This is a genomic window from Acinetobacter sp. SW-226, assembly GCF_055632855.1.
Window position 1 is genome coordinate 1617234 of record NZ_CM145752.1, and the last position, 12814, is coordinate 1630047.

Consider the following 12814-nt stretch of genomic DNA (forward strand, 5'->3'; position numbering starts at 1 on the left):
ACACATGCCTTACTTTATCTGAATAGAAATCTAGATTGGTCTAACAGGTTTGATTTACATCATCTTTAGATATAGACATTGACTTTTTTTCATGCTGAAAAGCGAGTAGCAAGATGATTAGACCGCCTAGACTTAATAAGGTACCTACCCAAATCGGTGCTAACCAGCCCAGATTTTGGCTAATGAGCCAGCCACCAATAAAAGCACCAAAAGCATTGGCAATATTAAAGGCAGAGTGATTGAGTGAAGCAGCTAGACCTTGGGCATGACCAGCAACATCCATTAAGCGGGTTTGCAGTAAAGGTCCTAGACCAGCAATACTGAAACTCACTAAAAATAGCGCAATAAGAGCCGTCGCAAGATGATCCATTGATAATGCACAAAGCACATAAGAACAGGCATTGGATATCAATACCAAAATGATGGCTTTGTTTAGGTTTTTATCGGCAAAGTGTCCTGCAACAGCACCTCCAATCACTAAACCTAGCCCGATACATGCCAGTGCAAAAGGAACAACTTGAATGCTGGCATGGGTATATTCAGTCAAAATGGGTGATACATAACTATAAACCGAAAAGAGTCCACCAAAACCAATTGCCCCTACAGCAAGAGTCATCCACATTTGTGTATTTTTAAGTCCGCGGAGCTCATTTTGAATGCTTGCAGTGTGATCACGTTGCATTTGGGGTAGGCCAAAACAAATCGCGACAACAGTTAAAAATGCGATAGATGCCGAAAACTCAAAACCTGCCCGCCAACCATAGAGTTGTCCGAGCCAAGTTGCAAGAGGTACGCCAATCACGGTCGCGACATTTAGGCCCATCATCAGCATTGCAACAGCAAAAGCACGCTTTTGTTTACCAGCAAACTCTGCAACCACGAGAGCAGCAATACCAAAGTATGCGCCGTGTGGAAAGCCTGCGATAAAACGAGAAATCAGCATAGACTCATAACTATTTGCAAGTGCGGTGCTTGCATTGGCAATGCCATAAAACAACATGAGTCCAATTAAGAGTATTTTTCGTGGCACTTTTGCAGCCAAAATGGCAATGACAGGCGCGCCAATTGTCACGCCCAAAGCATAAGCACTAATAAAATGCCCTGTGATAGGGATACTAAGCTTGAAACTCTGCGATATCTCTTGGATGAGTCCCATCGCAACGAATTCAGTCGTACCAATACAAAAACCACCGAGTGCCAAGGCTAAAATAATGACAGATAAGTGACCTGTTGATGGGCTGCTATTTTTTTGAATGGACATAAATAGAGAGTGAAATGAAAAATATTATACGTTCTTTATCACATAAAAATTAGGTTGTTCAAAAATATTATAAGTTAATTCAATAACACTAAAATCTATGCGATGCCTGAGTATTCTTAAATACAGTATCTATTGGTTTGTCTACATTTAATTGATTATTCCATAAAGTCATGCCTAATTTAGATAAAGCAAAAATAGCGCCAACTCAGTGAATATTTGAAATGTGACTTCAGCTACGATACATGTATTTAAGATTGTCCCGTCCCAATTAATAAGGTCAGTAGACCTGCGGCAATTAATGGGCCCACAGGTACACCACGCAGTAATGCAACCCCTGCTACAGTTCCAACCAACAGACCTGCAACTACATCTGGTTGATTCGACATGAGTTTCACACCGCGTCCACCTAACCATGCAACTAAAACGCCAATCGTAATCGCTAGTAATGATTTAAGGCTTAAGAAAGATTTAAAAATACTTTCACCGCTAATTTTACCACTGGCAATAGGAACTAAAACGGCAATTGTTAAAATAATAATGCCGATATTTAATCCATGTTGTTGGATTAGCGGGAAGTATTCGCTCAGTGGCGTCATGCGTAAAATAATGAGTACAGCCGCAGCAATGGTTACCGCAGAATTGTGACTGAAAATACCGCAAGCCAGCAGGATAAGGAGGACGATCAGGTTCAAATCTAAGTTCGGCATAGGGGGGAGACTGGTCAAAAAAACATGTGCATTGTAACGTTTTTTTAGCCAGTCTGCCGAATGATCCGAGTCCTTTGATTGATGTTCCTGTATTTCAGTATAAAATGAGCCTTTATTTGAAAAAGTGGTGTGCTGATGCTGTTGGAAAAAATGTTGCAGTCGCAAGGATTCGGTTCGCGGAAGCATTGCCAACAGTTGATTAAAAATGCAACCATCGAAATTGATGGGCAGATCATTACAGACCCTAAACATAAACTTAAATTAGATGGTTTGCACTTTAAAGTACATGATGAGAGTTTTGAATATCGTGAAAAAGTCTATATTGCCTTAAATAAACCTCAGGGTTATGAATGTTCACATCAGGCAACACACCACTTTAGTGTTTTCGATTTGTTTGATGATGTGCTCTTGAATCGTGGTATTCAGTGTGTTGGACGTCTGGATCAAGACACGACTGGCTTGTTGTTGCTTACTGATGATGGTCAATTCTTACAGGCATTGACACATCCTAAAAAGCATGTGGCCAAAGTGTATCGCATGCAAACGGCTGATCCTATTAAAGATGAACAAATCCAGCAGTTAGAACAAGGCGTTGAGTTACGTAATGAAAAAGGGATATTTGCAGCAACAGGGGTAAAACGATTAGCTGAATGTGAACTGCAAATGACGGTGCATCAGGGAGTGTATCATCAAGTAAAGCGTATGCTTGCAGCTGTCGGCAATAAGGTGGAATGTTTGCATCGTCAGCAAATTGGAGAACTCGACTTAATCACATTGTCTGATTTAGTCGAGGGAAGATGGGTGTATTTAAATGAGGAACAAGTCGCTTTAGCCAAGACTCGTCATAGCAGCCCTCATGAAAACGGCATATAAATCAGTAGCTATAAGAAGCAGTGATAGGTTTTAAATTCGCTATCCGCTACAAAGCCCATGGCTTCATATAGGCTGTGGGACTGGTAGTTATTTTTTTGCGTTTCAAGTGTTATGCGAATCGCTTTTTCATGACGAGCAAACAAAATTGCGGTATCAATGAGTTGTTTTGCAGAGCCATGACGACGATGTGGCGGTGAGACATAGACATCATCTAAAATATAATACGTTGCACAAGCCACGGAAGAAAAGCCTAAGTATAATAAGACAAAACCAGTAATCACATCGTCTTTGACATGAATAAAAATCACGCTTTGTTCATTTTCAAGACGAAGTTTGAGGAACTTTTGGGAAAGGCTTAAGTTGGAAGATGCGCCATAGAATTGGCGATATTCATCGAATAATACAGCAAGTTTTTCTAAGTCTTCTAAGGTGGCACGTCTTACGATCATGTATTACTCCATGCTGTTTTTTATAATGTTTACATGAAGCATACCGAAGTTTTGAACAGGATATTTCTAAAATTTGTTTAGAAATGCAACACTGTTAAGTTTTGTCACTCTCACCCAAAATTGCAGCTAATTCTTCAAATAGATCAATGTGTTCATCATCGGCAAATAAATCATTAGTGGCTGTAGAGTCGGGGCTTGTGATTTGTTCGACTGCTTTTTGTTCTTGCTTTAACTTACGTAATTTAATGAGTTGCTCTAAGTTGATGTTCTGATTTTCAATTGAAAATGGGATAGATTTGGTTAAAACCACTTGTTTGAAGAACAAACGAACGGCTTGTGCAGGTGTAATCCCCAATTGTTTAAACACGGCAAATGCTTGTTTCTTTTCTTGGGAATCGAGTCGAATTTGATAGACTTCTGTTTTTCTCATGATTTATTAAATAATTTGAATCACTTAAAGGGTAGAAGTTATTTTAATCAATTTCATTGTAATTTCAATATTCACACAATGGAATTTTAAATTATTTTGTAATGACAATTATATTACAGTGTCAATTCAAAGTGAGAGTTGAACAGCATAAGTTGTTGAGTTATTGGGTCTTTAAATGATAATTTCTTGGCTAAAAGCTGTAATGGTTGGCTGAAATCATAGTCGGTTTTGTGTACAACTTTAGGATAGAACGGGTCATTTTTAATCGGGCAGCTTAAAGAATTAAGGTGTACACGCAGTTGATGCTGTTTTCCTGTATGTGGTTTAAGCTCGTATTTTGCCCATGTTGAGTCATATTCCAACAGCGAAATATCTGTTTCACTATTGGGTGCTTTGTCTAATACCCGCATAGTGTAGAACGGTTCACCTTTTTGCATGTGTACCCTTACAGTTCGTGGGAAATTAAGTTCTGGGTTAAAAGGTGCAATTGCATGGTAGGTCTTTTGCACCCGCCGTTCCGCAAACATTTGTTGATAAGCCCCACGCGTTTCAATGCGCTTGGAGAAAAGTACTAAGCCTGCAGTTTCACGGTCTAAGCGATGGATAGGGGTTAAATGCTCAATACCTGTCTGTTGTTTTAGGCGAACTAAAAGAGTTTGTTGAACATATTGTCCCGTTGGACTGATAGTTAGAAAATGTGGCTTATCTACCACTAAGAAATGATCATTTTCAAATAAAATCTCATGCTGAAATGGTACTTCAATTTCACGCGCTAAAAAGCGGTAATAAAACACATGTTGATTTTCAAGATATGCCGAATCTGTGCTGAGCACATTACCTACAGCGTCATAGACCAAGCCATCATGAAAACGCTGTCGCCATTCCGCAGCTTCAATGTGCTGAAATTGCGCACATAAATAAGCAAATATGCTTTTAGGCATAGGTTGAAGTTTAGGTAAGTACACCTTACTGGCACTGACGCCTTTGAGCATAGGTGGACAAAATTCAGAAGTTTGGTGGTTGGACATGTTTTTTGTAGGTAATATCTAGGCGGTTGATACAGGAAAATACGAGTTTTCAAACTTGCGACTTGGGCATTTTATGGGTGCGATGCTATCATAATTACTCTTTTGCCACTTGTCGTGAGTATTATGCAGTATTCATTCAACTTAACACTCAATAATGAACAAGATACCCAAAATTTAGCACAAATTTTGGCACAGCATTTTACGACGGGTGTAGTGTATTTGATTGGCGATTTGGGGGCAGGAAAAACCACCTTAACACGTCATTATTTACAGCATTTAGGGCATCAAGGTTCAGTGAAAAGCCCAACCTATACCTTGGTTGAACCTTACCAAGTGCAAGGGCATGATATTTTCCATTTTGACTTGTATCGTTTAAACGATCCATATGAGTTGGAGTTAATGGGCATTCGTGACTATTTGGAAACACCCAATGCACTGTTTTTATTTGAATGGCCATCTAAAGGGGGAGATGAAATCCCTGCGGCGGACTTAATTATTGATATTCAAAAATCTGAAGATGAGCTAACACGACATGCCACATTGAGTTTTCAGTCAGTAGCATTATTACAAGCTTTAGAGAGCCAATTAAACAATGCGTGATGATTTAAAGATACGTCGTATTCAGACTCTGAATCCTGCTTTAGCCAACCAAATTGCAGCAGGTGAAGTCATTGAACGCCCTGCGTCTGTGGTCAAAGAGTTACTCGAAAACTCGATTGATGCAGGTGCGACAGAGTTGATTATTCGGGTAGAGCAAGGCGGCAGTACTTTAATTGAAATCATGGACAATGGTCGAGGGATTCATGCTGAAGATCTCCCTTTGGCGGTGATGCGCCATGCGACCAGTAAAATCCAAACTGCAGAAGATTTACATGCAATTGTCAGCTTGGGTTTTCGTGGAGAGGCTTTAGCGTCTATTGCAGCAGTTTCGCGTTTAACCTTGACCAGTAGTCAAGCGGATGATGGGATTGGCTATCAAGTCGAAGTTAATGGAACTGCATTTGACCATCAAGAGATTCAGGCTGTAGCTGCACCGAAAGGTACGCATATTCGGGTACAAGATTTATTTTTTAATGTGCCTGCACGTCGCAAATTTCTCAAAAAACCTGGCACAGAGTTTGGTCATATTGAAGAAATCGTTCGACGTTTAGCATTGACTCATTTCGATATTCGTTTTGTGCTTGAACATAATCAAAGCATCAAGTTGAACTTACCAATTGCCGATAGTGGTGAACTACGTTTTCAGCGCGTACAACAGTTACTTGGTCGTGCATTTACTGAAAATGCGTATTGGATGGATGCGGATAGTATCAACATGCGTTTAACAGGTTGGTTGGGACATCCCTCCGATGCTCGTGCGCAAGCAGACTTGCAGTATGTCTATGTGAATGGTCGAATTGTTAAAGATAAAACCATCTCTCATGCGCTACGTATGGCTTATGACGGTATTTTACATGGTCATCAGCATGCGGGTTATTTGTTGTTTTTAGAAGTCGATCCTGAAAATATTGATGTCAATGTACATCCGACTAAACATGAAATTCGCTTTTTAAATCAGCGTGAAGTGCATGAGTTTGTCCGGCACTATGCCAAAGAGACTTTATCGCAGTTTCAAACGGCAACCGCAGATTTATCTGATGCAATGAAGATTGCAGAGGATCAAGCTTTGATGTCTGTGCAGCCTCGCTATCAAGAGCCTTTGCAGTTGCATCGTCATGTTGAGTCTGAACAAACTGGTGAGCAAGCCTCATCGGATGTGCTCACTGACTTTAGTTCAAATCAACCGCAAGGTGTTCATTATTCTGCGCAAACCTCGCGTTATCAGGGTTCACAACAGCTTAATAATGCCTTGCAAAGCTATTTAGCGCCTTTGCGTGATACGTCATCTAGTGTTGATCAAGCTCAGCCTTTGGCTGATTTTACAGTGCAAAGCCCTAAAGTCGATGAACATCCGTTGGGAATAGCCATTGCACAATTGCACGGTATTTATGTGTTGGCTCAAAATACAGAAGGACTGATTATTGTTGATATGCATGCAGCCCATGAACGTATTCTGCTACAGCAAATGAAGTCCGCATGGGATAAACCAGAGTTCTGGACTTCTCAGCAGTTACTCATTCCCAAAGTGATTAATATCACACGGATGCAAGCGACACGAGTGGAAGAGCTCAAAGATCAATTGGCGCGTTTAGGTCTTGAAATTGATCAATATGGTGATGAGCAGGTGATTGTTCGTGGTGTGCCTGCGATTTTACATAAAGCCAATTTTGAGGCGCTGGTACCTGAATTACTTAACGATTTGGATCCAAATGATGAAGCTCAGGGCTTACTGCAAAAGCGTGATCAAATTTTAGCGGGTATGGCCTGTCATGGTGCTGTCCGCGCGCATCGCATTCTGGGTCTTTCTGAAATGAATGCTTTGCTTCGTCAAATGGAACAAACTGAATTTGCTAGCCAATGTAACCATGGTCGCCCAACTTGGCGTGCGTTTCCATTGGCTCAACTAGATAAGCTTTTTGCTCGAGGAGAGTAGTTGTACATGTCAACTCAATTGCCGGTCATCAATTTAATGGGGCCAACTGCAAGTGGTAAAACTGCTTTGGCATGTCAGCTCTATGAGCAAGGGAATTTTGAACTCATTTCTGTAGACTCAGCACTGGTCTTTAAGGATATGGATATTGGTACAGCTAAGCCGACCAAAGAGGAGTTGCTGCAATATCCACATCATTTGATTGATATTATTACACCTTTAGAAGTGTATTCCGCTGCAAATTTTGTTGAGGATGCTTGTCGCCTGATTGACGATATGCATTTACGTGGCAAAACTCCGATTTTAGTCGGTGGAACCATGCTCTATTTTAAAGCACTATTAGAGGGGCTTTCGAGTAATTTACCTAGTGCTGATTATGCTGTTCGTGCCGAGATTGAGTCTAAAGCTGAAAGTGAGGGTTGGAACGCAGTTTATGCAGAATTATGCAGTGTGGACCCTTTGGCGGGCGATAAATTTAAAGTGAGTGATAAACAACGGATTATTCGTGCTTTAGAAGTTTATAAGTTGACTGGGCAGCCCATTACTAAGCTTCAGGCAGAACAGCCTAAAAATGTACCTTATCGTTATAGTTTTCATAATTATGCCTTAGTGCCAGATCGAGCTGAATTGCACCAAAGAATTGCACAGCGCTTGAAAATTATGTGGGATATCGGATTTTTGAATGAAGTGGAAGCTCTTATGAAAAAATACGATTTAAAGGAAAATTTACCTTCTATGCGCTCAGTTGGGTATCGACAAGCACTCGAATTTTTACAAAAAGGAGATAAAACTGTCGAAAAACAACAAGAAATGGAGGATAAAGCACTTTTTGCGACACGACAACTTGCCAAACGTCAATACACTTGGTTAAGATCTTTGCAAGAAATACATAAATTTACAACCTATTCAACGATCACGCAGGCACAAGAAGACTTGCGAAACTGCTACGGATAAAGCAAAATTTAGCTACTGTCTTTTTTATAATTTTTAATTGAAAAATAAAGATAGTTTTTTGCGCTGATTTTTAATTTTTTTTGGAGTTATAACATGTCTAAAGGTCAAACTTTGCAAGATCCGTTCTTAAATTCTCTCCGTAAAGAACGTATTCCTGTATCTATCTTCCTTGTAAATGGTATTAAATTACAAGGTCATATTGAATCTTTCGACCAATATGTTGTTTTATTAAAAAATACGGTAAGCCAAATGGTTTACAAACATGCAATTTCTACTGTTGTTCCTGCACGTAATCCACGTCCTGCTGGTGCGCCTGCTGGTGCTGGTCAACAAGGCGGCTTTGGTGGTCAACAAGGCGGCTTTGGTGGTCAACAAGGTGGCTTTGGTGGTCAACAAGGTGGCTTTGGTGGTCAAGGTGGCTTCGGTGGTCAAGGTGGCTTCGGCGGTCAAGGTGGCTTCGGCGGTCAAGGCGGCTTCGGCGGTCAACAAGGTGGCTTCGGTGGTCAAGGCGGCTTTGGTGGTCAAGGTGGCTTCGGTGGTCAATCTGCAGGTTTTGATGGCGAATCAAAATTTGAAGACTCTCAAGATGACGAAAACAATCGTTAATTGATAAAAAAAGCCTCTCTGCTGAGAGGCTTTTTTTATTTAAAATTTTTTAAATGACTTTGTCATAAAAAAACCAGCATGAATGCTGGTTTTTTTGTGCCACATTTTAAGACTTGTTATTTTTACGGTCTAAATTTGGATCTTTGATCTCAACATAAGCTTTGTTTCGAATTTCACGTAACCAACTATCTAGTTCAGCATCAAATTGACGTTCACCTAAAACTTGGCGTGCCATGCGCTCTTGGTATTCAGTCGTCATATCTTGCTGACGTGTTTCTGTCACTTGTAGGATATGCCAACCAAACTGAGTCTGGAATGGTTTGCTAATTTGTCCAACAGGGGTATTCTTCATGGTTTCTTCAAACTGAGGCACCATGACGCCAGGGCTAACCCAACCAAGACTACCACCATCACGTGCTGAACCTGTATCGTTTGAATAGGTCGAAGCTAAAATTGCAAAATCTTCCCCCTTTTCTACACGATTATACAAGTTGTCGATCATTTGTTTTGCGTTTTCAGGGCTAACCACTTCTGATGGCTGAATAAGAATGTGACGTACTTTATATTGGGGTACAATGGCTTTTTGCTCTGCACCTTTACGTTCAACTAACTTTAAAATATGTACGCCATCACGGACTGTAATAAGGTCAGTGGTTTGCCCAACTTGGAGTGGACTCACACGTGCAGCAAGTTCACTTGGAATATCAGAAAGTGCTCTAAAGCCCATATCTGCACCTTCAACTTTGGTGTTGGCTGTGCTGAACTTTTTAGAAATTGCAGCTACATCATTGTCGCTTGCGAGAACGTTTTTGACTTGTTTCGCCACAGCGTCAGCATTGTCACCAGAAACACGCACATGTAAGACATGTACTTGATTGCCTAATGCAGCTTGACCTTGTGGGGTATTTAAGAAGTTCTTAACATCTTGATCTGAGATTTGAATACGAGAGGTGACGATTTGTTGGCGTAAACGGCTAATCGCTAAATCTTCAGCAATACGACTACGCAAAGAGGCATAGGTTCCTGGTGCCATTTTGTCCAACTTTTGTTGAAATGCTTCTAGGCTTGTTGTTCCAGATTGTTTCGCGACATTTAAAACAGCATCATTCAAGCTTTTCTCATCAGGTTGAATGTTGTAGCGTTTAACCTGTTCAAGCTGGGTTTGACGAATAATCAGTTGTTCTAAAGCTTGCTGTGCTAAATACTGCTCAGGTGGAACTTGTTTTTTCTGACTTTCAAGTTGGTGCTTAACTTCAGCCATGCTTGCTTCTAAGTCACTTTTTAAAATAACACTGTTATCGACAACAGCAACAACTTCATCCGACGCGTGTACAAAAGTTGGAATAGCGGTTGCGAGAGCTAAAGCTAAAGCACTCGCTTTAAAAAATTGTTTGAACTGTTTTGTCTTCATTAACGGTCTGTCCAAGTCTGATTAATATTGTTAAAGCCTAGAATACGATTTTCTAGTAATGATGAAAGTTTGCTGTTTAGTCCTCCTAAGCCTTTTAGGGTGACTTCAGCCATAATTGCACGGTTTGGTTTTACACTTGAATCGCTAACGTCATCTAAGTCGTTGTAATACTCGCGCCCATACACCGAGATACCCCAGCAACATGCTTCATAATTGACGCCTAGTAAGTATTCGCGCGCGACATTATTGTCAAGGTCATACTGAGCATGGCCCATAATACGCCAGTTGTTATGTACAGGTTGTACAAAAGATGCAACCACTTGATCGTAGTGCTCTTGGCGGTTCGCGATTTCTTTGCGGTAGTAATAGCCCACATTGTATAAATTGCCTTTATCCCCTGTGTAATACAACTGTAAATCGCGTTGAGCATTGTCGCCATTTGACATCCAAGCCGAATTAGCACCAAGGGTAAAGTTTTGTGAGAGTTGGCTTGATACGCTAACAATTGGACCAGTATGTTTTTCGTTATCAAACAAATCTGTGGTTTGATCAAGAGTCACACGACGGTCTTCAAAATAATAGCTTTGACCAACACTTGCTTTTAAGCGTTCCAGACCGACAGTATCAAATAAGCTATAACTGAGCCCTAACGACAAGAAGTTATTGTCTTCTAAGCGGTCATGACCGTAGAAACGATTAGGGCTAAATAGTTGATCATAGTTAATGGATGCGGCTACAGAGTCAAAGTTTGGTGCACCATCTTGATTTTTATATGGAGCATACGCATAGAACATGCGCGGACTGAGGGTTTGTAAGAATGTGCCTTCTTTTTCAAAGGTTAAGCCAGCATCAAAGGTAATTTGTGGAACAGTATATGATTTGTCTTTTGATGAACGATTCGTGCTATCAAATTCATTTATCGTGTCTTGGTCATAGAATGTATTTACATTACGAATAGAGATCTGTGGGATCGCAAATGCCCAAGGTGTACGATAGTTGTAACGTACAGAAAAGTCATTGTAGACACGTGTACCACTTGGTTCGAAACTGTCGTTGGTATCGCCATCAATCGTACCAAAATCCTTTTTAAAGTAGGCTGTATCATTATTAAATTCGTATTCTAAGCCTAAAGCATTACCAGTTTTATAGTTGAGTAAAAACTGAGGTAAGCGGGCATAAGGACGGTCAACGTAGGGTGTTGTTTCATCCAGTGTTTGGAAGTCTTCAATTTTAAGCTGAGCTTTTAAGCCTGGGATCCCATTTTTATAGTTGAGTTCCCATGCACGACGAAGATTTAGATCTGTTTTTGTATTTGGATTATTACTTAAGTCCGTAAAATAGTCTTTATCTGATGCGTAGTTATATTCGAGGTTTGTCGAAAATTGTTCGTTAATTTGCCAGTTATGTAAAAAGTGTAAGTCTTTACGGTCTTGATCATCATACTTGCGATCAGATGAAAGGAAACCACCCCAAATTTGGCCAGAACCGAAATTTTCAGTGAGATATCTAAACTCACCTTCAATCATAGGTCCGCGGTCACTGATGTAACGAGGCGTAATGGTTGCATCGTAGTTTGGTGCTAAATTTAAATAAACAGGGACTGCAAGTTCGATGCCTCCATCATTGGTGAAGCCGAAACTTGGTGTCAAGATACCTGTAGTGCGTCGGTCATCAATAGGGAAGTTGAAATAAGGAACTGCGAGTACAGGCACATCTTTAATATAAAGTTTGGTACCACGCGTTTCACCACGGCCTGTTTCTTGATTGAGTTTTATTTCATCTGCTTGAATTTTCCAAGTCGGTGCTTTTTCTGGCGGACATGTACTATAAGTTGCATTTTTTAAGGTAGTGGTTGTTTGCGACTGACGTAAAATTTGTTCTGCACGTCCATGCGCATGTTGTTCTTCAGCAATATAAAAACTATTTTTTAAGTCACCTTGCTGGGTTTTGAGGTTGTAATTGATTTGATCACTTTGAGCCAATAATCCACTTTGCGCCATTTGCACACGACCTTCTGCATTGGCAAAAGTCTGTGTCTGATCAATGGTGATTTTATCGGCACGAATTTGACGCCCTTCTTGGTCAATAAGCACATTGCCTTCAAGAACAGAGTCGCCTTGTGGATTGTAATGACCATAATCCGCAGTGATTGTAGAGGTTGCATTGGCAGCATCAACAGCTTTGGTTTCAGGGCTTACAGGCGTCAACCATGTTCCTTGACAATAGGCTGAGCTTAAATACTTGCCTTGTCGCTGCTGAGCTTCAGGAGACGATTTATCAACATAGTATTGCTCGTAGAACTTTTGCCCTGGATAGCTTTCTTGTAAAGCTTGTTTCAGTGATTGTTGTTCGTCTGAAATAGAAGTAGACGATGTTGCAGCATAGCTTGTGATTGAGCTACCACAAAGAAGGGTAAATATCGCAGTCGCTAAAGGATTAAATTTAAACTGATGCTTCATGTGTCTCATTTACCAAGTATGCTTAATCGCAATTAATTATTGTCGCATCATAGAGAAAAAGTTGATAAGTGGCTACACTTAGCACTTTAAAAACTCAGCCTGTATT

At 40.5% G+C, this 12814-nt stretch carries 12 protein-coding genes; 5 read left to right on the forward strand and 7 right to left on the reverse strand.

Features of this window, described 5'->3' with window-relative positions; translation table 11 throughout:
• Positions 1-40: 40 nt before the first annotated feature.
• Both ACZ8ZH_RS07810 and ACZ8ZH_RS07815 read right to left on the reverse strand, forming a co-directional pair.
• Positions 41-1261: an MFS transporter gene (locus tag ACZ8ZH_RS07810; RefSeq protein ID WP_119063411.1), complete on the reverse strand. Its 1221-nt coding sequence runs from the start codon at positions 1259-1261 to the stop codon at positions 41-43.
• Between the two features lie 248 nt (positions 1262-1509).
• On the reverse strand, positions 1510-1968 hold the full coding sequence (locus ACZ8ZH_RS07815) for a DUF441 domain-containing protein (protein ID WP_119063412.1): 459 nt from the start codon (positions 1966-1968) through the stop codon (positions 1510-1512).
• Between the two features lie 135 nt (positions 1969-2103).
• On the opposite strand from ACZ8ZH_RS07815, the gene ACZ8ZH_RS07820 reads away from it, so the two are divergent.
• Positions 2104-2841 (forward strand): pseudouridine synthase, encoded by a 738-nt coding sequence (locus tag ACZ8ZH_RS07820; protein ID WP_470247898.1) that lies wholly within the window; start codon positions 2104-2106, stop codon positions 2839-2841.
• A gap of 8 nt (positions 2842-2849) precedes the next feature.
• Here the strand turns inward: ACZ8ZH_RS07820 and ACZ8ZH_RS07825 are convergent, their stop codons facing one another.
• The 3 genes from ACZ8ZH_RS07825 to ACZ8ZH_RS07835 form a co-directional block, all read right to left on the reverse strand.
• Positions 2850-3290, reverse strand: a complete 441-nt coding sequence (locus tag ACZ8ZH_RS07825) for a GNAT family N-acetyltransferase (protein ID WP_086210160.1) — start codon at positions 3288-3290, stop codon at positions 2850-2852.
• A gap of 94 nt (positions 3291-3384) precedes the next feature.
• Complete coding sequence (locus ACZ8ZH_RS07830; RefSeq protein WP_086210159.1) at positions 3385-3720, reverse strand: type II toxin-antitoxin system RelB/DinJ family antitoxin; 336 nt, start codon at positions 3718-3720, stop codon at positions 3385-3387.
• 113 nt (positions 3721-3833) lie between these two features.
• A complete protein-coding gene (locus tag ACZ8ZH_RS07835; protein ID WP_162900257.1) occupies positions 3834-4748 on the reverse strand; it encodes a pseudouridine synthase in 915 nt (304 codons plus the stop codon).
• A 123-nt stretch (positions 4749-4871) separates the two neighbouring features.
• Between ACZ8ZH_RS07835 and tsaE the strand changes: the two genes are divergently transcribed.
• From tsaE to hfq, 4 genes are all read left to right on the forward strand, one after another.
• Entirely contained in the window at positions 4872-5348 is a 477-nt protein-coding gene (gene tsaE / locus ACZ8ZH_RS07840; protein ID WP_119063415.1) for a tRNA (adenosine(37)-N6)-threonylcarbamoyltransferase complex ATPase subunit type 1 TsaE, read from the forward strand.
• Entirely contained in the window at positions 5341-7281 is a 1941-nt protein-coding gene (mutL, locus tag ACZ8ZH_RS07845; protein WP_119063416.1) for a DNA mismatch repair endonuclease MutL, read from the forward strand. The genes tsaE and mutL overlap by 8 nt, the downstream gene beginning before the upstream one ends.
• Before the next feature lie 6 nt (positions 7282-7287).
• Positions 7288-8232, forward strand: a complete 945-nt coding sequence (gene miaA / locus ACZ8ZH_RS07850) for a tRNA (adenosine(37)-N6)-dimethylallyltransferase MiaA (RefSeq protein WP_470247899.1) — start codon at positions 7288-7290, stop codon at positions 8230-8232.
• Positions 8233-8325: 93 nt separating this feature from the next.
• The gene (gene hfq / locus ACZ8ZH_RS07855; protein ID WP_086210155.1) at positions 8326-8838 is read left to right on the forward strand and encodes an RNA chaperone Hfq; all 513 of its coding nucleotides are present in this window, start codon (positions 8326-8328) and stop codon (positions 8836-8838) included.
• Positions 8839-8944: 106 nt separating this feature from the next.
• Here hfq and ACZ8ZH_RS07860 read toward each other — a convergent pair whose 3' ends face one another.
• Entirely contained in the window at positions 8945-10249 is a 1305-nt protein-coding gene (locus ACZ8ZH_RS07860; RefSeq protein WP_086210154.1) for a peptidylprolyl isomerase, read from the reverse strand.
• Positions 10249-12708: an LPS-assembly protein LptD gene (locus tag ACZ8ZH_RS07865; RefSeq protein WP_110973926.1), complete on the reverse strand. Its 2460-nt coding sequence runs from the start codon at positions 12706-12708 to the stop codon at positions 10249-10251. Before ACZ8ZH_RS07865 ends, ACZ8ZH_RS07860 begins: the two co-directional genes overlap by 1 nt.
• Positions 12709-12814: the final 106 nt, after the last annotated feature.